Raw genomic sequence first — 19208 nt, forward strand, 5'->3', positions numbered from 1 at the left:
AAGAGTTGGTTCAGCTTAGGTTAAGGGCGCGTTCAGGGGGAGTTCAGGGCGGCGTAAGTAGTCTTGCCCCGTAGCCAACAAACAAGCAACTTACGAGGAGTTTCACCATGACTGGATTCAAAAAACTGCTTCTGGCATTCACCATTTTGGGCGCAAGCACGACAGCGTTCGCGTCCAACGACACTTTTGGCGGCCTGACTTTAGGGCAGACCAGCGACAAGATCAAAAAGTCCCACGCCCTGAACGACAACCTTAATCGTCCGAACGCTGACGGCGTGATTGGCAAGGACACAACCTGGGGTGTGCGTCTGGGCCAGCAAAACAGCCAAGGGCGCTACTACGCCACTTACGACAACGTGTCGGGCTCGCACAATGGCATTAAACTGCGTCAGGAAAATCTCTTGGGCAGCTACGATCTGTTCTACCCGGTAGGTGGCACTACCAAACTCTTCGGCGGCGCCTCGGCGGGATTGACCAAAATGACTCAGGAATCGCCAGGTTTCAGTCGCGACAGCAATATCGGTTACGCGATTGGCGGACAGATGGGAGTTTTACAGCAGGTTTCGCAAAATACGTCGGTTGAACTGGGGTACCGTTACCTGCGAAGCAATGCCAGCACCGAGATGAGCGAGCACGGTGGCAGCAAACAGGGTTCGCTGAGACTGACCAGCAGCGCCCAGACTTACGTTTCCGCCAACTACGCTTTCTGAAAAAAACATTCGCGACGGGCCGGCACCGGATCAACCAGGAGGTTGAGCCGGTGCCGGCCTGTAAACTATCGAGGTGTGCTGTGCGTGCCTCTGGAGACTGATGTGCCTGGGAGCGTGTTATGAAACTGCTGGTTGTCGAAGATGAGGCGCTATTGCGCCATCACCTGCAAACCCGCCTGACGGATAGCGGGCACGTAGTCGAGTCCGTGGCCAATGCCGAAGAGGCTTTGTACCAGACCGAACAGTTCAATCATGACTTGGCGGTGATCGACCTCGGCCTGCCGGGCATGGGCGGGCTCGATCTGATTCGCCAACTGCGCTCGCGGGGCAAGACCTTTCCGATCCTCATTCTCACGGCGCGTGGCAACTGGCAGGACAAGGTCGAAGGCCTCGCCGCCGGTGCTGATGACTATGTCGTCAAGCCGTTCCAGTTCGAAGAACTCGACGCCCGGCTCAACGCTTTGCTGCGTCGGTCCAGTGGTTTCACACAGTCGACCATTGTCGCTGGGCCGTTGTTGCTCGACCTCAATCGAAAACAGGCGACTCTCGATGAACAGCCGCTGGCGCTGACGGCGTACGAGTACCGTATCCTTGAATACCTGATGCGCCATCACCAGCAAGTGGTGGCCAAGGATCGCCTGATGGAACAGTTGTACCCGGATGACGACGAGCGTGATCCGAACGTGATCGAAGTGCTGGTCGGCCGCCTGCGGCGCAAGTTGGAAGGGCCGGCCGGGTTCAAGCCGATCGATACCGTACGGGGCCTCGGCTACCTGTTCAATGAGCGTTGCACTTGATCAGTTCTCTTCGTCTGCGTTTGATGGTCGCCGCCACCCTTCTGGCGGTGTTGTTCATGCTGGCGTTGCTGCCGGCCATGCAGGGTGCGTTCAGCCTGGCTCTGCAGGATTCCATCGAACAGCGTCTGGCGTCGGATGTGACGACGCTGATCTCCGCCGCCCGGGTGGAGAACAACCATCTGCAGATGCCGGCGCAATTGCCCGACGAGCGCTTCAATCTCACTGACAGCCGTTTGCTCGGTTATATCTATGACCGTGAAGGTCGTCTGGTCTGGCGGTCGAAGGGGACTCAGGAAGAGAACATCAATTACAAGCCGCGCTATGACGGAAGCGGTAACGAGTTCGCAAGAATCAGCGAAGCCAATGGCCAGGAGTTCTTCGTCTATGACGTCGAGGTCAAGCTGCTGGGTGGTAAAAGCGCGGCGTTCAGCATTGTCGCGCTGCAGCCGGTACGTGAATACGAACGCACCCTTGAAGGTCTGCGGGATAACCTCTACCTGGGCTTCGGTGCGGCATTGCTGGTATTGCTGGCCTTACTGTGGATCGGTCTGACCTGGGGCTTGCAGGCGTTGCGCCGGCTCAGTCAGGAGCTGGACGAGATCGAAGGCGGCACCCGCGAAAGTCTCAGCGAGCAACATCCGCGCGAACTGCTGCGCTTGACTGGCTCCCTGAACCGCTTGCTACACAGCGAGCGTGAGCAGCGTAGCCGTTATCGCGACTCCCTTGATGATCTGGCGCACAGCCTCAAAACCCCGTTGACGGTGTTGCAAGGCGTCAGCGAAGACATGGCGCAACGCCCGGAAAATCGTGAGCAAGCCCGGGTCCTGCAAACCCAGATCGAGCGCATGAGTCAGCAGATCAGCTATCAATTGCAACGCGCCAGCCTGCGCAAAAGCGGTCTTGTGCGCCATCAGGTGCAACTGCAGCCTGTGTTGCAAAGTCTGTGTGACACTTTGGATAAGGTTTATCGCGACAAGCGCGTGCGAGTCGCCATGGACTTGCCGCCGCAGTGTTATGTGCCCATCGAGCAGGGCGCCTTGCTGGAGATGATGGGGAACCTGCTGGAGAACGCTTATCGCTTGTGCCTTGGTGAAGTGCGAATCAGCGTTCGCCAAACCTTGAGCGGTATCGAGTTGTGTGTCGAAGACGACGGCCCCGGAGTGCCCCCCGACCAGCGCGCGCGAATCCTGCAGCGCGGTGAGCGTCTTGACCGCCAGCATCCGGGGCAGGGCATCGGCCTGGCAGTGGTCAAGGACATCATTGAAAGCTACAGCGCCAAACTGACTCTGGGCGACTCACCCTTGGGCGGAGCGGCGTTCCGGATTCATTTCCCGGCGGTTTGATCCTGGTTTCCTACAGGTTATTCCTTCAATTCTCCTGAGCGCGGTACGCCCCCGGCGTCAGCCCCGTCCACTTCTTGAACGCCCGATGAAACGCCGAGGGCTCGGAAAATCCCAGCTGCTCGGCAATCTGTTGCAACGACAGGTTGGCGCGGCTCAAATGATAAATCGCAATGTCACGACGCAATTGGTCCTTCAACTCCTGGAAACTGCTGCCTTCTTCGCGTAAATGGCGGCGCAAGGTTTGCGGGCTGATGTGCAGGTGCGCGGCCACGGCTTCCAGATCCGGCCAGCGCGAACTGTCGCGACTGAGCAGCCGCCGCAGCTGACTGCTCAAACTGTCGCCATCGTCAGGGCGCGATAGCAGATCGGCAGGAGAGCGCTCAAGAAAAAGCTTGAGCGTCCGCTCGTCCTGCAACAGCGGCATGTTCAAGTAGCGGCTGTGAAACAGCAGGCTGCTGTGCAGGGTGGAAAACTCAAACGGACAGGAAAATAGCAAATCGTATTCGGCCCCATGCTCCGGTCGCGGATAGCTGAACGTGGCTTGTTCCAATCGAATGCGCTGGCCGATCAGCCAGCTGCCGAAGCGGTGCCAGATCACCAGCAGGCTTTCGGTGAGGAAATGGTCCGGATCCCACAGATGCGCATCGTCCAGGCTCAGGCGGATCATTTCATCTTCGCGCGTCAGGGTCAGGCGCGGGGCATCGGGGAATAGGCTATAAAACAATAAGCCACGGTTGAGTGCCTTATCCAGATTTCGGCAGTGGATCACGGCATGACACATCATTGCGAAGCTGCCCGGCTTGCTCTGGCCTTTTCCGAAACCCAGGTACTCGTCGTCCAGTGCCAGCCAAAGTGCCTGGATCAGTCGAGCGAACTGTTCCGGAGCGATACGCGCCCGCGGCTCGTCGAGCAATTCGGGGCTGATCCCCAATTGCTGCAACAGAGCCGAATAGTCATAACCACGCCGTTGCGCGCCACCGAGGGCGGCACGGGCGAAATGACTGGCGATGGTGCGTTCGCGCATGACAGACAAATCCATCTATTGAGCGACGGATGGTAGCGGCGGCACTTGCCAATGAACAGGGCGGATATCCGCCAAATTGCAGGATGAGATCCGGTCGATGGGCGGAAATCCGCCACTGCAATCTATCCGCCGGATAAACAGAAAATGCTTGCAACCCTTGCTGTCAAAAGGCTTGCAGGGTTTTCGCGGAAGGTGGCATGGGCCTTGCGATACAACGAGCAGATGCCTGCCGTCGCGGGGCTCGAAAAAACAAATCCCTCCAGTGCAGGAGGGTTCGCAATTCAGGTGCCGTGGATAACAGATGGATGTTGTCACCGTGCACTCTTGAGGAACTTTGCAATGACGACTCGTCAGCCACTGTACAAATCCCTGTATTTCCAGGTGATCGTTGCAATTGTCATCGGTATTTTGCTCGGTCACTACTACCCACAGCTCGGTGTGGCCGTTAAGCCGCTGGGTGACGGGTTCATCAAACTGATCAAAATGATCATCGCCCCTATCATTTTCTGCACCGTCGTCAGCGGTATCGCCGGCATGCAGGACATGAAGTCGGTCGGCAAGACCGGTGGTTACGCACTGCTCTACTTCGAAATCGTTTCGACCATTGCCTTGCTGGTAGGTCTGGTTGTGGTCAACATCGTGCAGCCAGGCGCTGGCATGCACATCGACGTCAGCACGCTGGACGCCTCCAAAGTCGCCACTTATGTTGCGGCCGGTGCCGATCAAAGTGTCGTCGGCTTCCTGCTCAATGTGATCCCGACCACCATCGTCGGCGCGTTCGCCACGGGCGACATCCTGCAAGTGCTGATGTTCTCGGTGATCTTCGGTTTCGCCCTGCATCGCCTGGGTGCCTACGGCAAGCCGATCCTCGACTTCATCGATCGCTTCGCCCACGTGATGTTCAACATCATCAACATGATCATGAAGCTCGCGCCAATTGGTGCCTTTGGTGCCATGGCGTTCACCATCGGTGCCTACGGTGTCGGGTCGCTGGTGCAACTGGGTCAGTTGATGGCCTGCTTCTACATCACTTGCCTGCTGTTCATCCTGATCGTGCTGGGCGCTATCGCTCGCGCTCACGGTTTCAGCGTGCTGAAAGTGATCCGCTACATCCGTGAAGAACTGCTGATCGTGCTGGGTACTTCGTCCTCGGAATCGGTACTGCCGCGCATGCTGATCAAGATGGAGCGTCTGGGGGCGCAGAAATCCGTGGTGGGTCTGGTGATCCCGACCGGTTACTCGTTCAACCTCGACGGCACTGCGATCTACCTGACCATGGCGGCCGTGTTCATTGCCCAGGCCACCGATACTCACATGGATATCACGCACCAGATCACCTTGCTGGTGGTACTGCTGCTGTCCTCCAAGGGCGCTGCGGGCGTGACCGGCAGTGGTTTCATCGTACTGGCCGCCACCCTGTCCGCCGTGGGCCACCTGCCGGTTGCCGGTCTGGCGCTGATCCTCGGTATCGACCGCTTCATGTCCGAAGCCCGTGCGCTGACCAACCTGGTGGGCAACGCCGTTGCCACATTGGTGGTGGCCAAGTGGGTCAAGGAGCTGGACACCGACGTGATGCACGCCGAGCTGGCCTCGGGCGGTCGCGGCATTGCCGATGAACCTAAGGACGATGTTCTGGGCCACGTCGAAGGGGCAACCCCGACTAACGCCAAGTAAACTTTGTCATGATGAAAAAACCCGCTTCGGCGGGTTTTTTTTGCCCGCGACCTGAGCACAACGGTCACCGTCACTGGCACATTAGGTGATTGCCCCTGGGCGTCTGGCTGCCTAGTCTGGGGCATCGTCTAGGGAGAACAGTCATGGTTGGTCCACTGGCATCACTCAAGGTTCTGGATTTTTCGACACTACTGCCCGGGCCGTTCGCCTCGCTGCTGCTGGCGGACATGGGCGCCGAGGTGCTGCGCATCGAGTCGCCGACTCGCATGGACCTGCTGCGCGTGCTGCCGCCCCATGACCGGGGCGTTTCCGCCAGTCATGCCTACCTCAATCGCAACAAGCGCAGCCTGGCGATGGACCTCAAGCAACCCGAGGCGCTTGACGTGATCAAACAGCTGCTGCAGGACTACGACATCGTCCTGGAGCAATTTCGCCCTGGCGTCATGGAACGATTGGGCCTGGGCTATGAAGCCTTGAAAGCGATCAATCCGAAGCTGATTTATGTGTCGATCACCGGTTACGGGCAGACCGGCCCCTACAAGGATCGCGCCGGGCATGACATCAACTACCTGGCCCTGGCCGGGCTATCAAGCTACACCGGCCGCGCCGACAGTGGGCCGCTGCCCTTGGGCGCCCAGGTGGCGGATGTCGCCGGTGGCTCGCTGCACGGGGTGATCGGCCTGCTGGCGGCGGTGATCGCTCGGCAGCAAACGGGTCTGGGGCAGTACCTGGATGTGAGCATGACCGATTGTGCGTTCAGCCTGAACGCCATGGCCGGAGCCGGGTATCTGGCCTGTGGCGTTGAGCCGGGTCGGGAAGACCAGATGCTCAACGGCGGGAGTTTCTACGACTATTACCGCTCGCGGGACGGGCGCTGGTTGTCGGTGGGCAGCCTGGAACCGGACTTCATGAAACGGCTGTGCACGGCCTTGGGGCTGGAGGAACTGGCCAACCTCGGCTTATCGCCGCAACCGACCCAGCAAAAACGCCTCAAGGACGCGCTGAAGGTCGAGTTCGAGAAGCATGATTTTGCCGAGTTGTGTGCAATGTTTGCCGGGCTGGATGCCTGTGTCGAACCGGTGTTGAGTCTGAGCGAGGCGGTGCAGCATCCACAAATGCAGGCGCGGGAGTTGGTGACCGAGGTGCCACGGGGGGATGGTACGAGCCAGCTGCAGATGGCGTGTCCATTGAAGTTTTCGCAAGGTTTGCCGCAGCCCGGACATATTGGCGCGACGCTGGGGCAGCATACGGATCAGGTGTTGGATGAGTTGGGTTATAGCGCTGAGCGGATTGCTGAATTGCGGCGTGCCAAGGTGGTTCTCTAGCGCCCACTACTCGACCCGCATCTCCCCGCTGAACACCAACGTGTTTCGACACCGCCGACACAAATACCGTCGGCCCTGTCGTACCAGGCTATGGCGCTGCGCCGAAAACGGAAAGTCACTGTCTGCGCACGGGCATCTATAGATGTAACGGGTCACGCTGCGGCGTTTGACGTCATAGGTGTGGCAGCGGTTGGGCGGCAGTTCGTACACGCCGCGCATGATCAATTGCCATTCTTCGCCATGGGGCTGGATGCGGTCGCCGAACAGTTGGTGGGCAATCAGGTGCGCGACTTCGTGGGCTACCGTCTGCTTGAGGAAGTCTTCGGTGTTTTCCCGATACAGTTGCGGGTTGAAGCGCAGCAGGTTCTCGTGCAAATGCGCGACACCGGCTTTTTGCCCGCGCAGCTTGAGGCTTACCACGGGGCGTTTGAAGGTTCGTTTGAAAAAGGATTCGGCTTGTTGGAAACAGTCTTCGACGCGGATATTGAGTTGCTCGGGCATGCTTGATGGATCTCCAGAGGTGTCGAGTATGCCGCAACCCTCGAGCCTTGCGAATCGCCGAAGCGCCGAATGGTTGTTGCCGTTGTCTGTACTGGAGGCATTAAAAGGCCGCCTTGCGGCGGCCGGTGTGTCGGCAGATCTAGTTTTTGGAGGGTGTGTTGCTAATTGGTATAGACCGGCCCCACGCCGAGTCCCCAGACGATCACGGTGAACGCCATGATGGCCACCAGCACCACCAGGCCTACGGCAAGTACTGAACTGGAAAATAGAAAGCCTTCGTCGGATGGAATGTTCATGAACGTCGGCAAGCCGACATACAACAGGTAAACGGTGTAGCAGATCGCCGCGGTGCCGACGATCATTCCCAGCCACATGTGCGGGTACAGCGCCGCAAGGCCGCCAATGAACAGCGGGGTTGCGGTGTAGGTGGCAAATGCCACGCAACGCGCCAGGCTTGGATTGGCATCATAGGTGCGGGCCATCCAGTGGATGAACGCGCCCATGACTGCTACGCCGCCCAGCATGGCCAGGTATGACATGATGGTCATCCATAGCGCGCTCTCATGGGTCAGCATCACCGGCGCTCGATTGCCGATGACCCAGCCGACCTGCGTGGTGCCGATAAACGCCGACACCGCGGGAATCGCCGCCAGAATCAGTGTGTGGGTCAGGTACATGTGGCTGATGCTTTCCTCCTGGTCGCCACGGATTTCTTTCCATTCCTGATCAGGGTGGGTGAAAAGCCCCACTACGTGATGGATCATGCCAGTCACTCCTCTTGTTTTTACCGTCGCCCCCCAGTGGAGCGCTTACGGGCCAAATCGGCCAAGTAAGTTACAGGTCTGGATATGAATGCGACCTTATGTCGCAGTATAGGAAGGAGTTTCCCTTGAGGGAGTAAGGGTATTAGAGCAAATCGCGCTGTAAACGCGCGTCTTAATCGCCGTAGAGTCTGTGCAGGACCGAATTTATGGGGAGGGAACTGGCTCCCTGCCCACATGGGCTGCGAGGGCCTTCGCCAGCGAGGTGTTTTTGCGTAAAATGCCGGCCTTTCGTCACACCTCACGGATTTCGCGTCATGGGCACTCTTACGGTCAACCAGAACAAACTGCAAAAGCGCCTTCGCCGCCAGGCCGGTGAGGCTGTTGCCGACTTCAACATGATTGAAGACGGTGACAAGGTCATGGTCTGCCTGTCCGGTGGCAAGGACAGCTACACCATGCTCGATGTGCTGATGCACTTGCAGAAGGTGGCGCCGATCAAGTTCGAGATCGTGGCCGTGAACATGGATCAGAAGCAGCCGGGCTTCCCTGAGCACGTGCTGCCGGCCTACCTCAAAGAACTGGGCATCGAGTACCACATTGTCGAGAAAGACACTTACTCGGTGGTCAAGGAACTGATTCCGGAGGGCAAGACCACCTGCTCGCTGTGCTCGCGCCTGCGTCGCGGCACGCTCTATACCTTCGCCGACGAAATCGGCGCGACCAAGATGGCGCTCGGCCACCATCGTGACGACATTGTCGAGACGTTTTTCCTGAACATGTTCTTCAACGGGTCGCTCAAGGCCATGCCGCCAAAACTGCGCGCCGACGATGGCCGCAACGTGGTGATCCGCCCTCTGGCCTACTGCAACGAAAAAGACATCCAGGCCTATTCGGACCTCAAGCAATTTCCGATCATCCCGTGCAACCTCTGCGGCTCCCAGGAAAACCTGCAGCGTCAGGTGGTCAAGGAAATGCTGCAGGACTGGGAGCGCAAGACCCCGGGTCGTACCGAGAGCATTTTCCGCAGCCTGCAGAACGTGATCCCGTCGCAACTGGCGGACCGCAACCTGTTCGACTTCACTAGCCTGCGTATCGACGAAAGCGCTGCATCTCGCTTCGTCAATGTGGTCAACCTGTAACCACAATTACTGTGGGAGCGAGCTTGCTCGCGATGGCGTCCTGTCAGTCGACAACACTACCGGCTGACAGATCGCCATCGCGAGCAAGCTCGCTCCCACATTTGGTTTTTGTTTCATTCCTCAGGAGAGGGCATGCGCGACTACAAGTGGCTGAACGAATACTGCTTGAACCGTTTCGGTTCGGCGGCTGAACTGGAAGCCCATCTGCCCGTTCCCAAGACCCCGGCGCAATTGCGCAAAATCAGCGACGATCGCTACCTCTCGACCATGGCATTGCGTGTATTCCGCGCCGGGCTCAAGCACAGCCTGGTCGACGCCAAGTGGCCGGCCTTCGAAGAGGTCTTCTTCAAGTTCAACCCGGAAAAAGTCGTGCTGATGAGCGCCGAACACCTGGAGCGCCTGATGCAGGACGCGCGGATCATCCGCCACCTGGGCAAGCTCAAGAGCGTGCCGCGCAATGCGCAGTTCGTGCTGGATGTGGCTCATGAAAAGGGCAGCTTCGGCGCGATGATCGCCGATTGGCCGGTGACCGATATCGTCGGGCTCTGGACCTTCCTGAAAAAGCGTGGCCATCAGTTGGGCGGTCTGTCGGCGCCGCGTTTTCTTCGCATGGTTGGCAAAGACACCTTTGTGCCGAGCTATGACGTGGTGGCGGCATTGAATGCACAGAACATCATTGACAAGGTGCCCAGCAGCCAGCGGGATCTGGCGTTGGTGCAGGGTGTGTTCAACCAGTGGCATGAGGAAAGTGGCGGACGGCCGATGAGCCAGATTTCGATGATGCTGGCTTACACCGTGAATCATTGAGACCGAGTCGACCTATCGCGGGCAAGCCCGCGATGGCTTCAGATCAGACGGCAGAGATTTCGCCTTCGCCCGCCAGCTTGCGGTTCAACTGATACCGCCAGCGCACATACAACAGTGCCGAGCAGAACACTGCCAGGCTCGCGCCCATCTCCAGCAAGCCGAAAATCTGCCGGTTCGGGTCATAGGCAGCCAACGCGCCCTTGATGAAATACAGGTTCACCACAAAGCACATCCATGAATGTCCACGGGCGTTGCCGACGATCATTCCCGGCGCCAGCAACAGCAGCGGCACCAGTTCGATCAGCAGGATCACCCACGGCCGCGCACCGTGCAGATCGGCGACTGCCAGGTAGTAGACGCAAAGCAGCCCCACCAGCCCGAAAAAGCACAGCAGGCTGATGACGCGCATGGCCCGGACCCGGGGGTCGAGCCACTCGATGGAAGGCAGGATCTTCGGCTTCTTGGCCACTTTAGCGCTCCAGTTTCTGGGCAGTCTTGGCCAGGCGTGAGCCCAGCGCGCGGCACAGCGTCACTTCATGGGCATCCAGACCGCTTTTGCCGTCGGCACCAGCATGGTGGCTGGCGCCATATGGCGTGCCGCCACCCTGGGTTTCCAGCAGCGCCGATTCGCTATACGGCAGGCCGGTAATCAGCATGCCGTGGTGCAGTAGCGGCAGCATCATTGAGAGCAGGGTGGTTTCCTGGCCGCCGTGCAGGCTCGCCGTGGACGTGAAGACCCCGGCCGGTTTGCCGACGAGGGCGCCGGTCAGCCACAGGTTGCTGGTGCCGTCGAGAAAGTACTTGAGCGGCGCCGCCATGTTGCCGAAGCGGGTGGGGCTGCCCAGCGCCAGGCCGGCGCAGTTCTTCAGGTCATCGAGGGTGGCGTAGAGCGCGCCTTCCTCCGGAATATCCGGCGCCACGGCTTCGCATTCGGTGGAGATCGCCGGCACCGTGCGCAACCGCGCCTCAAGGCCGGCCTGTTCGACGCCCCGGGCAATCTGCCGGGCCATTTCGTTGGTCGAGCCACTGCGGCTGTAGTACAGCACCAGGATGTAGGGCGCAGTCACGGCAGCAGCTCCAGAATCTGCTCCGGCGGACGGCCGATGACGGCTTTGTCGCCGACTTCGAGAATCGGTCGCTCCATCAATTTAGGGTGAGCGGCGATGGCGGCGATCAATTGCGCTTCGCTCAGGCTGCTGTCGGCCAGGTTGAGGCTCTTGTACTCGTCCTCGCCAGTGCGCAGCAGTTGTCGGGCGCTGATCCCGAGTTTGCCCAGCAGGCTCTGGATTTGTGCGGCGTCCAGTGGCGTTTCGAGGTAGCGCACCACGGACGGCGTCAGGCCACGGGCTTCAAGCAGTTCGAGCGCACCGCGGGATTTCGAGCAGCGCGGGTTGTGATAAAGCGTCAGATCGGTCATGAGCGGGTCGCATCTTGCGTAAGGTGGCGGCTATTCTAACTGTGCAGCGCGCATTCCTGAACCGCGAGAGGCGATGGGTCGCAGGCGCATTCAATTTTTGACAAGGAACACGACATGACAAGGCGACTGGCAGCGGCATTGATGATCATCGGGGCGTTGATGCTGGGGGGCTGCGGTAACGACTACGGCATCGACCAGAACGGACAGAAAGTCGCCGCCGATCGTCTGGACGGTAAATGGCTGGTACTCAACTATTGGGCGGAGTGGTGCGGCCCGTGCCGTACCGAGATCCCGGAATTGAACCACTTGGCCGACCAGCTCAAGGACAGGAAGATCGGTGTGTTCGGGGTCAATTTCGACAATGTGCAGGGCGAAGATCTGAAAGGTGCCAGCGAGAAACTCGGGATCAAGTTCACCGTGTTGGCGCAGGATCCAGCCGATTTGTTCGAACTACCACGCAGCGAGGCGTTGCCGGTGACTTACATCATCGATAACAAGGGCAAGGTGCGCGAACAATTGATGGGCGAGCAAACGGCGGCGGGGGTGATGGCGAAGCTGGAGGCGTTGCAGGCTAAAAACTGACTTTAACGATGTGAACGCTTGTGGCGAGGGTGCTTGTCGGATCGCCGCACCCTCGCCATGTTGATCAACCCTCTTCAAGCCACCAGCGCAGCGGCTTGCCTTCAGCCGGCCAGAAGCGCATCTGGTCAATCGGCGAAACGTCCCAGCGCTGTACATTCTCCAGCGCCTGGAGGAAGCGTTTTTCCTGTTCCATCAGCGCCGGCGCGCAGAGTTTGCGGGTGCTGCCGACTTTGCCAAAACTGAGCTTGTCGCCTTCCAGCGTGTACGGCGCGAACCAGTGGTTGCAGCCGCCGCTACCGTAGGCCCGACCGTCGTCAGCGAGGGTGATGGTCAGGTGGCTGTAATCCATCAGGGGACGTTCGCCGATCCACTCCAGGATGTAGCTACGATTTTGTTGCAATTGCACCGGCTCGGCGGCGCAGCCAAACAGGCTGGCGCCGACCATCGCGGTCAGAGCGAGGCGTTTCATCACGCGGGCTCCTGGCATTTCGGGCACAGGTGTTTCTCGCCAACGGACTTCCAGCCCAGCTCGGCAATCCGTGCAGTGGCCGCAGGTTTTTCCGCTTTAGTGCCCAGTTTGGCGTCGACCGCGAACTCGAAACTCAATTCTTTGGCGCAGCTGTCACAGTTCACTTGCCAGGTGTGGATCGCCAATTCGCCGAACACCGGACCACTGGCCACCGCGACCCATTGGCCGGGCGGGTTGATCAGGTGGCGAACCGTTTCGACGGTCAGGCGCATGGACAAGTCCTTGGCGCCTTTGAGGGTCACGATCAGCACGTCGTTGTTACGAATCGAGCCGCCGTTGCCGGTGACTTGATAACGCCCCGGCACCAGGGCGCGGCATTCGGTGAGGGTGTGTTGCGGGTTCATCAGGTTGTAGCGGAAATCGTGTTCGACCATGGGTCCTCCAAATATGCGCGATATGCTAGCACGGGCATACGCGCAGCATGGCGCGGGCATATGACCTTCGATCAGGTTCAGTCGCCCTCGACCCGATTTTCGGGTTTGCCTGCCATCCATGCCGCGATGTTCTGCAGGGTGGTCGCGGCAATCGCGCCCAATGCTTCGCGGGTCAGGAACGCCTGGTGCGCGGTCACGATCACGTTGGGGAACGTCAGCAGTCGCGCCAGCACATCGTCCTGCAATGGCAAGTCTGAACGGTCTTCGAAGAACAGCTGCGCCTCCTCCTCATAGACATCCAGCCCCAGATAACCCAATTGACCATCCTTCAAGGCATCGATCAACGCAGGTGTATCCACCAGGCCACCGCGTCCGGTGTTGATCAGCATCGCGCCCGGCTGCATGTGCGCCAGTGATTCGCGGTTGATCAAATGTTTGCTCTCTTTGTTGAGCGGGCAATGCAAGCTGATGATCTGCGACTCGGCCAGCAGTTGCGGCAAGCTCAGATAACGAGCGCCCAGTGCTTCGACTTCGGGGTTGGGGAAAGGGTCGTAGGCCAACAGCTTGCAACCGAAGCCGTTCATGATTCTGGCGAAGGTCGCGCCGATTTGCCCGGTGCCGACCACGCCGACAGTCTTGCCCACGAGGTCGAAGCCGGTCAGCCCGTGCAGGCTGAAATCGCCTTCGCGGGTGCGGTTGTAGGCGCGGTGCAAGCGGCGGTTGAGCGCCAATATCAGTGCCACCGCATGTTCGGCCACCGCGTGCGGCGAATAGGCCGGGACGCGCACAATCGCCAGCCCCAGGCGTTTCGCCGCAGCCAGGTCGACATGGTTGTAACCGGCCGAGCGCAGGGCGATCAGCCGGGTGCCGCCCGCAGCAAGGCGTTCGAGCACCGGGGCGCCGAGGTCATCATTGATGAAGGCGCAGACCACCTCGTGCTGCTCGGCCAATGCCACCGTATCGAGGCTCAGGCGTGCCGATTGAAAGTGCAGCTCGATATCGGCGGGCAGGTCTGCGGCGAGAAAGCTGTCGCGGTCGTAGGTCTGGCTGCTGAAAAGAATCGTGCGCATGCTGTCCTCCTGGAAAGTGCATCAGGCGTTGATACGCGCCTGGGCGGCCAGGCGATTGATCGCCCGGTCGAGTTCTTCGAGAGCGCCAAAGGCTCGTGGGTCCTGTTGCTTGAGCAGGGTTTCGCTGCGCTGGCAGGCGGCGCGCAGTTGTGGAACGCCGCAATAGCGGGTGGCGCCATGCAGACGATGGACCCGTTCGATCAGGGCATTGTGGTCGTGGCTTTCCTGAGCCTGACGGATCGCTTCACGGTCGGCTTCCAGCGAGGCCAACAGCATCGCCAGCATGTCCGCCGCCAGGTCGGCCTTGCCCGCCGCCAGGCGCAAACCCTCTTCGTGATCGAGCACCTGCAACTCATAGGCACTGCCATGGCTGTCGCCCAAGCGCTCCGGATGCTGGTTGCGCAGCGCCAGGCCACTCCATTTCAGCACCACTTGCGCCAGTTGCCGCTCGCTGATCGGTTTGGTCAGGTAGTCGTCCATCCCGCTTTGCAGCAACGCACGTTTTTCATTGGCCATGGCGTGGGCGGTGAGGGCGATGATGGGCAATGGCGTGCAATGACGATCGCTTTCCCACTGACGGATCGCTTCGGTGCTCTGGCGCCCATCCATGCCAGGCATCTGCACGTCCATCAGCACCAGATCGAACGTCTCGCTCTGCACCGCCTTGATCGCGGCATAACCACTTTCCACCGCGAGCACCTTGGCGCCCATGTCTTCGAGCAGGGTTTGCACCAGCAGCAGATTGGCCGGGTTGTCGTCGACGCACAGCACCTTCGGCGCGCGGCTGGAAACCGGTTCTTCGGGTTCGTTGCGCAGCTGGCGCGGGTTGATCAGATCGGACAGCGCACGACGCAGTTTACGGGTGCAGGCCGGTTTGGCCTGCAGTTGACTGTGAGGGTTGGGTACCGAGAGATGGAACAGCGTCTGCTCCGTGGTCGGGCACAGCACCAGCACTTTGCAGCCCAGGTGCTCGAGGTCCCAGATGTACTGGTTCAAGCGTTCCGGTGGCATGTCATTGCTGGTGACACCCAATACCGCCAGATCGATCGCCTGTTCGGTCTGGTGGGCGCCGGTCACGCCGTTGGTCAGGCTTTCCAGGGTGTTGAACGGTGTGACGTCGAGTCCACAATCTTCCAATTGGTGCTGCAACGCCTGGCGGGCCAGTTCGTGGTTTTCCAGTACCGCCACGCGTCGTCCCATCAGTGGTGGGCCGGGCAGGTCTTCGGCATCGTCGCGGGTCTTGGGCAAGTTGAGGCTGATCCAGAATTCCGACCCCTCTCCCGGCGTGCTGTCGACGCCGATCTCTCCGCCCATCTGTTCGATCAGGCGCTTGGAAATCACCAGCCCCAGACCGGTGCCACCCGGTTGCCGCGCCAGCGAATTATCGGCCTGACTGAAGGCCTGGAACAGCGCGCGTACGTCCTGGTTAGACAGACCGATGCCGGTGTCCTGAATACTGATGCGCAGTTGCACACTGTCTTCGTGTTCGTCTTCGAGCATGGCCCGGGCGACGATGGTGCCTTCGCGGGTGAACTTGATCGCGTTGCTCACGAGGTTGGTGAGGATCTGCTTGAGCCGCAGCGGATCGCCCACCAGCGACAGCGGTGTGTCGCGGTAGACCAGGCTCACCAGTTCCAGCTGCTTGGCGTGGGCGGCGGGGGCGAGGATGGTCAGGGTGTCCTGCAGCAGGTCGCGCAGGTTGAACGGAATATGGTCGAGCACCAGTTTGCCGGCCTCGATTTTCGAGAAGTCGAGAATCTCGTTGATGATCCCCAGCAGGCTGTCGGCTGATTTTTCGATGGTGCCCAGGTAGTCGAGCTGGCGCGGGGTCAGTTCGCTTTTTTGCAGCAGATGGGTGAAACCGAGAATGCCATTGAGCGGCGTACGAATTTCATGGCTCATGTTGGCCAGGAACTCGGATTTGATCCGGCTCGCCTCCAGCGCTTCCTTGCGCGCCAGATCGAGTTCGATGTTCTGGATTTCGATGGTTTCGAGGTTCTGGCGCACGTCTTCAGTGGCCTGATCGATGCTGTGCTGCAATTCTTCCTGGGCATTTTGCAGGGTGCCAGCCATGCGGTTGATCCCTGACGCCAGCTCGTCCAGCTCCTGGCTGCCGAGGGGGGGGCAGGCGGGTTTCCAGATGCCCATCCTTGAGCTGAGCCACGGCTTGCTTGATCTGAGTCAGCGGTCGATTGATGGTGCGGCCCATGCGCAATGCCAGCAGGGCCGCGCCACTCAGGCCGGCCGCAATCATCAGCAGGCTGGCAAACAAGCTGCGATAACCGCGCAGCAACATACCGTTGTGGGACAGTTCGAGTTCGACCCAGCCCAGCAGGCGGTCGGCTTCATCGGGAATCAGGTCGCCGGCCAGGTTGCGGTGCTTGCCGAATACCGGAAGCAGATAACGCGTTGCATCGCTGCCACTACGGCGCAGCATTTGCGAGCCATCACCCAGCGGTGCCGGGTTGAGCATGGTCGGGCCTGCGTGGGCCAATGGCGTGCGGTCCGGAGCGAGGAAGGTCACCGCACGCACATCAGGTTGTTCCAGGGACTGCGTGGCGATGCGCTCAAGCAACTCACTGTTCTTGTGCCCCATGGCCGGAGCCACCAGCGGTGCCAGTTGCTCGGCGATCATTTCGCCGCGCTGCATGAGTTGGGTTTGCAGGTCGGATTGCTGCATCCAGGTAAAATAACCGCCCAGAACCAAGGCCATCAGGCTGGTCGGCAACAGGGTCAGCAACAGCACGCGGCCTTTAATTCCCAGTTTCTTGAGCACGCATCTCTCCTGCATCCCGCTATTTATAGAGCTACACGTGCATCCGGCACGTATCACTTGCGCAGTGTAGCGATTTGCCGGCGGGCAATCTTCGTAAAATTGATGTCGTCATTCGTCGCTCAGCCCGACACTTTTCCGTTGAGGACATGGCCTTGGGTTGCCGTCGTCGGCGCAATCTTGAATAATTATCAACTGAGAATTATTTGCAGATACTCATGACGCTCATTTCAGCTGGCCACCCCCGCATCCTTTCCATTGAAGATGACCTCGTCCTGGGTGCTTATGTTCATGAGCATCTGGGTCGTAGTGGCTTTCAGGTGACCTGGTGCCAGAACGGCCAGGAAGGTCTGAAGGTTGCCCGCGAGCAAGCCTTCGATGTGGTGCTGATGGATATTTTGCTGCCAGGCCTGGACGGGCTGTCGGTGTTGACGCAACTGCGTCGCAGCCATTCCACTCCAGTGTTGTTGATGTCCGCGCTCGGCGCCGAGGCGGATCGGATCAGCGGCTTTCGTCTGGGGGCCGATGATTACTTGCCCAAACCCTTCAGCATGGTCGAGTTGCGGGTGCGAATCGAGGCGATCCTGCGCCGGGTCGCACTCGACCGGCGACCAATGCCGGAAGCGATTGCTCCTGCGGTGGACAGTCTGCGTTTCGATGATGAGCGCTTCGACGTCATTTATGGCGGGCAGGCTGCCGGCCTGACCCGAAGCGAATATCGGCTGCTGGAAACCCTGAATCGCAATGGCGACGAAGTGTTGAGCAAGGCCTTCCTTTATCAGCATGTGCTGCAACGCGGCTACGCGGCCCATGACCGTAGCCTGGACATGCACATCAGCCAGATTCGCCGCAAGCTCAAGGCCATCGATTACACCGAGCGGGAAGTGCGCACGGTCTGGGGCAAGGGTTACACCTTGAGTGTCAGCGATGACCTATAACTTGCCGGGCCGGCATTCGCTGTTCTGGAAACTGGCTTGCCTGTTAGTGGCGTTCTGTTTGCTGATGATCTGGCTGAGTTGGTCCTGGGGGCGCTATATGGAAGAGCAAAACCAGTATCTGTCAGATGAGGCTCGCAGCACCTTGAACCGCTATGCCACCGAAGCCGAGCAGGCGTGGCAGCAGGGACGGCGGGCGGGCGTCGATGGTTGGTTGAAAAATATGCAACTGCAGGAGTCGGGCTGGGTTGGCGTCATCGATGGAGATTTGCAGTCGCTGAGCAGCCAGCCTCTGACCGACGAGGAAGTCCAGCACTTGACCTTTCTGCGTCGTGTCGATTGGCCCATTCACCGCAAGGGCCTGCCGTGGCTACGTCTGCCGTTTCCCGGCGATCCGTACGCCGGCAGCCTGGTCATCGAGTTGCCCCAGCGGTTCATGCCGGGGCGCTACAAAGTCTTTTGGCGCGTGATCACCAATGGGGTGATTCCAGGGCTGTTCACATTACTGCTGTGTGTCGGCCTTTACCGTCTGCTGGTGGTGCCGCTCAATCACCTGCGTGAGCAGGCCAATGCCTGGCGTGCGGACCAATTAAATGTGCGGCTGTCGAGCAGCACCACCAATCGTGCGGATGAATTGGGCGAGCTGGGCAGGGCGTTCGATCACATGTCCGAACGCCTGCAAAGCACGGTGGCCTTGCAACAGCAATTGCTGCGCGATCTGTCTCATGAATTGCGCACGCCATTGAGTCGCCTGCGCGTGGCCAGTGAAAGCGAACACAGTCTGACGCAACTGCGCGAACGCATAGGCCGCGAAGTCGACGGTATGCAACGCCTGATCGAAGACACATTGCAATTGGCCTGGCTCGACACCGAGCGCACTCGACTGCCCGATGAAGCGATCCAGATTCAGGCTCTGTGGGAAATGCTCACGGAAAACGCCTGCTATGAAAGTGGCTGGCCGGCGCATCAACTGCAGTGCACGGTGGATGCGTCCTGTTGGGTTCGCGGACATCTCAATACTTTGGCTCAAGCGCTGGAAAATACGCTGCGTAATGCGATTCGCCATTCACCTTCCAGTGGCATTGTCCGGCTTGCCGGGCAGCGTGACGGTGATTATTGGCATCTGTGGCTGGAGGATCAGGGTAGCGGCGTGGCGGAAGCCGATCTGGAGCGGATCTTCCTGCCATTTACCCGTCTCGACGGCTCGCGGCCAGGGGATGGAGGTTTTGGGTTGGGATTGAGTATTGCGAGGAATGCGGTGCAACGTCAGGGAGGGAAACTTTGGGCGCAGAACACCAAGCACGGGTTGCGGATTAATATGCGGTTATTGGCTGATAAAACGCCAGTTTAATAGGGCAAAAGCTGGATTGGGGCTGCGCTCATACAACTAGCTCGGAAATATCCTACATCCAGAGAAGTACTTGGTGTATGAAAGTTCTGAAAT

19 protein-coding genes and 1 pseudogene are annotated in these 19208 nt (G+C 59.5%); 10 read left to right on the forward strand and 10 right to left on the reverse strand.

Translation table 11 applies throughout. The features are described from left to right. The first annotated feature begins 107 nt into the window (after positions 1-107). The 3 genes from JQF37_RS19670 to JQF37_RS19680 all read left to right on the forward strand — a co-directional run bounded on the left by JQF37_RS19670 (position 108) and on the right by JQF37_RS19680 (position 2850). Positions 108-710, forward strand: coding sequence for a hypothetical protein (locus JQF37_RS19670; RefSeq protein WP_130209461.1), 603 nt, complete (start codon positions 108-110; stop codon positions 708-710). Positions 711-829: 119 nt separating this feature from the next. After that, positions 830-1507 (forward strand): response regulator, encoded by a 678-nt coding sequence (locus JQF37_RS19675; protein WP_034146140.1) that lies wholly within the window; start codon positions 830-832, stop codon positions 1505-1507. Further along, positions 1504-2850 carry an ATP-binding protein gene (locus JQF37_RS19680; RefSeq protein WP_130209463.1) on the forward strand — a complete coding sequence of 449 codons (1347 nt, stop codon included), beginning with the start codon at positions 1504-1506 and terminating at the stop codon, positions 2848-2850. Before JQF37_RS19675 ends, JQF37_RS19680 begins: the two co-directional genes overlap by 4 nt. 25 nt (positions 2851-2875) lie before the next feature. Here the strand turns inward: JQF37_RS19680 and JQF37_RS19685 are convergent, their stop codons facing one another. Beyond that, entirely contained in the window at positions 2876-3874 is a 999-nt protein-coding gene (locus JQF37_RS19685; RefSeq protein ID WP_130209465.1) for an AraC family transcriptional regulator, read from the reverse strand. Positions 3875-4213: 339 nt separating this feature from the next. Between JQF37_RS19685 and JQF37_RS19690 the strand changes: the two genes are divergently transcribed. Then, the gene (locus JQF37_RS19690) at positions 4214-5548 is read left to right on the forward strand and encodes a dicarboxylate/amino acid:cation symporter (protein WP_047532270.1); all 1335 of its coding nucleotides are present in this window, start codon (positions 4214-4216) and stop codon (positions 5546-5548) included. A gap of 143 nt (positions 5549-5691) precedes the next feature. Continuing rightward, the gene (locus JQF37_RS19695; RefSeq protein ID WP_130209467.1) at positions 5692-6873 is read left to right on the forward strand and encodes a CaiB/BaiF CoA-transferase family protein; all 1182 of its coding nucleotides are present in this window, start codon (positions 5692-5694) and stop codon (positions 6871-6873) included. 6 nt (positions 6874-6879) lie between these two features. On the opposite strand, the gene JQF37_RS19700 is transcribed toward JQF37_RS19695, so the two are convergent. Together JQF37_RS19700 and JQF37_RS19705 are read right to left on the reverse strand one after the other, a co-directional pair. Then, on the reverse strand, positions 6880-7374 hold the full coding sequence (locus JQF37_RS19700) for a SprT family zinc-dependent metalloprotease (protein WP_130209469.1): 495 nt from the start codon (positions 7372-7374) through the stop codon (positions 6880-6882). A gap of 161 nt (positions 7375-7535) precedes the next feature. After that, a complete protein-coding gene (locus JQF37_RS19705) occupies positions 7536-8138 on the reverse strand; it encodes a Yip1 family protein (RefSeq protein WP_130209471.1) in 603 nt (200 codons plus the stop codon). 314 nt (positions 8139-8452) lie between these two features. On the opposite strand from JQF37_RS19705, the gene ttcA reads away from it, so the two are divergent. Together ttcA and JQF37_RS19715 are read left to right on the forward strand one after the other, a co-directional pair. Further along, positions 8453-9277 (forward strand): tRNA 2-thiocytidine(32) synthetase TtcA, encoded by an 825-nt coding sequence (gene ttcA, locus JQF37_RS19710; RefSeq protein ID WP_103404903.1) that lies wholly within the window; start codon positions 8453-8455, stop codon positions 9275-9277. 132 nt (positions 9278-9409) lie between these two features. Then, positions 9410-10084 (forward strand): DNA-3-methyladenine glycosylase I, encoded by a 675-nt coding sequence (locus JQF37_RS19715; RefSeq protein WP_130209473.1) that lies wholly within the window; start codon positions 9410-9412, stop codon positions 10082-10084. Positions 10085-10127: 43 nt separating this feature from the next. Here JQF37_RS19715 and JQF37_RS19720 read toward each other — a convergent pair whose 3' ends face one another. The 3 genes from JQF37_RS19720 to arsC are packed head-to-tail and all read right to left on the reverse strand — an operon-like array spanning position 10128 to position 11501. After that, positions 10128-10553 carry a DUF2069 domain-containing protein gene (locus JQF37_RS19720; RefSeq protein ID WP_130209475.1) on the reverse strand — a complete coding sequence of 142 codons (426 nt, stop codon included), beginning with the start codon at positions 10551-10553 and terminating at the stop codon, positions 10128-10130. A 1-nt stretch (position 10554) separates the two neighbouring features. Next, positions 10555-11151 carry an NAD(P)H:quinone oxidoreductase gene (gene wrbA, locus JQF37_RS19725; protein ID WP_130209477.1) on the reverse strand — a complete coding sequence of 199 codons (597 nt, stop codon included), beginning with the start codon at positions 11149-11151 and terminating at the stop codon, positions 10555-10557. Then, positions 11148-11501, reverse strand: coding sequence for an arsenate reductase (glutaredoxin) (arsC, locus tag JQF37_RS19730; protein WP_130209479.1), 354 nt, complete (start codon positions 11499-11501; stop codon positions 11148-11150). The genes wrbA and arsC overlap by 4 nt, the downstream gene beginning before the upstream one ends. A 114-nt stretch (positions 11502-11615) precedes the next feature. On the opposite strand from arsC, the gene JQF37_RS19735 reads away from it, so the two are divergent. Further along, the gene (locus JQF37_RS19735) at positions 11616-12083 is read left to right on the forward strand and encodes a TlpA disulfide reductase family protein (RefSeq protein ID WP_130209481.1); all 468 of its coding nucleotides are present in this window, start codon (positions 11616-11618) and stop codon (positions 12081-12083) included. A gap of 64 nt (positions 12084-12147) precedes the next feature. On the opposite strand, the gene JQF37_RS19740 is transcribed toward JQF37_RS19735, so the two are convergent. The 4 genes and pseudogenes from JQF37_RS19740 to JQF37_RS19755 form a co-directional block, all read right to left on the reverse strand. Further along, complete coding sequence (locus JQF37_RS19740) at positions 12148-12552, reverse strand: META domain-containing protein (RefSeq protein WP_047532250.1); 405 nt, start codon at positions 12550-12552, stop codon at positions 12148-12150. Beyond that, positions 12552-12986 carry a hypothetical protein gene (locus JQF37_RS19745; protein ID WP_047532249.1) on the reverse strand — a complete coding sequence of 145 codons (435 nt, stop codon included), beginning with the start codon at positions 12984-12986 and terminating at the stop codon, positions 12552-12554. Before JQF37_RS19745 ends, JQF37_RS19740 begins: the two co-directional genes overlap by 1 nt. A gap of 77 nt (positions 12987-13063) precedes the next feature. Next, positions 13064-14056: a 2-hydroxyacid dehydrogenase gene (locus JQF37_RS19750; RefSeq protein WP_130209483.1), complete on the reverse strand. Its 993-nt coding sequence runs from the start codon at positions 14054-14056 to the stop codon at positions 13064-13066. 21 nt (positions 14057-14077) lie between these two features. Continuing rightward, positions 14078-16832: pseudogene (locus JQF37_RS19755) on the reverse strand (response regulator). Between the two features lie 215 nt (positions 16833-17047). On the opposite strand from JQF37_RS19755, the gene JQF37_RS19760 reads away from it, so the two are divergent. Beyond that, positions 17048-17767 (forward strand): response regulator transcription factor, encoded by a 720-nt coding sequence (locus JQF37_RS19760; RefSeq protein WP_130209487.1) that lies wholly within the window; start codon positions 17048-17050, stop codon positions 17765-17767. Then, the gene (locus JQF37_RS19765) at positions 17757-19115 is read left to right on the forward strand and encodes a sensor histidine kinase (RefSeq protein ID WP_130209489.1); all 1359 of its coding nucleotides are present in this window, start codon (positions 17757-17759) and stop codon (positions 19113-19115) included. Before JQF37_RS19760 ends, JQF37_RS19765 begins: the two co-directional genes overlap by 11 nt. Positions 19116-19208 lie beyond the last annotated feature (93 nt).

Source organism: Pseudomonas sp. MIL9, assembly GCF_016887925.1.
Lineage (GTDB): Bacteria > Pseudomonadota > Gammaproteobacteria > Pseudomonadales > Pseudomonadaceae > Aquipseudomonas > Aquipseudomonas mohnii.

Excerpts from the sequence above, each read along its gene's own strand:
- JQF37_RS19670 (WP_130209461.1), top strand. The coding sequence starts at position 108 with ATGACTGGATTCAAAAAACTGCTTCTGGCATTCACCATTTTGGGCGCA.
- JQF37_RS19675 (WP_034146140.1), top strand. The coding sequence starts at position 830 with ATGAAACTGCTGGTTGTCGAAGATGAGGCGCTATTGCGCCATCACCTG.
- JQF37_RS19685 (WP_130209465.1), bottom strand. The coding sequence starts at position 3,874 with ATGCGCGAACGCACCATCGCCAGTCATTTCGCCCGTGCCGCCCTCGGT.
- JQF37_RS19690 (WP_047532270.1), top strand. The coding sequence starts at position 4,214 with ATGACGACTCGTCAGCCACTGTACAAATCCCTGTATTTCCAGGTGATC.
- JQF37_RS19695 (WP_130209467.1), top strand. The coding sequence starts at position 5,692 with ATGGTTGGTCCACTGGCATCACTCAAGGTTCTGGATTTTTCGACACTA.
- JQF37_RS19700 (WP_130209469.1), bottom strand. The coding sequence starts at position 7,374 with ATGCCCGAGCAACTCAATATCCGCGTCGAAGACTGTTTCCAACAAGCC.
- JQF37_RS19705 (WP_130209471.1), bottom strand. The coding sequence starts at position 8,138 with ATGATCCATCACGTAGTGGGGCTTTTCACCCACCCTGATCAGGAATGG.
- ttcA (WP_103404903.1), top strand. The coding sequence starts at position 8,453 with ATGGGCACTCTTACGGTCAACCAGAACAAACTGCAAAAGCGCCTTCGC.
- JQF37_RS19715 (WP_130209473.1), top strand. The coding sequence starts at position 9,410 with ATGCGCGACTACAAGTGGCTGAACGAATACTGCTTGAACCGTTTCGGT.
- arsC (WP_130209479.1), bottom strand. The coding sequence starts at position 11,501 with ATGACCGATCTGACGCTTTATCACAACCCGCGCTGCTCGAAATCCCGC.
- JQF37_RS19735 (WP_130209481.1), top strand. The coding sequence starts at position 11,616 with ATGACAAGGCGACTGGCAGCGGCATTGATGATCATCGGGGCGTTGATG.
- JQF37_RS19740 (WP_047532250.1), bottom strand. The coding sequence starts at position 12,552 with ATGAAACGCCTCGCTCTGACCGCGATGGTCGGCGCCAGCCTGTTTGGC.
- JQF37_RS19745 (WP_047532249.1), bottom strand. The coding sequence starts at position 12,986 with ATGGTCGAACACGATTTCCGCTACAACCTGATGAACCCGCAACACACC.
- JQF37_RS19750 (WP_130209483.1), bottom strand. The coding sequence starts at position 14,056 with ATGCGCACGATTCTTTTCAGCAGCCAGACCTACGACCGCGACAGCTTT.
- JQF37_RS19760 (WP_130209487.1), top strand. The coding sequence starts at position 17,048 with ATGACGCTCATTTCAGCTGGCCACCCCCGCATCCTTTCCATTGAAGAT.
- JQF37_RS19765 (WP_130209489.1), top strand. The coding sequence starts at position 17,757 with ATGACCTATAACTTGCCGGGCCGGCATTCGCTGTTCTGGAAACTGGCT.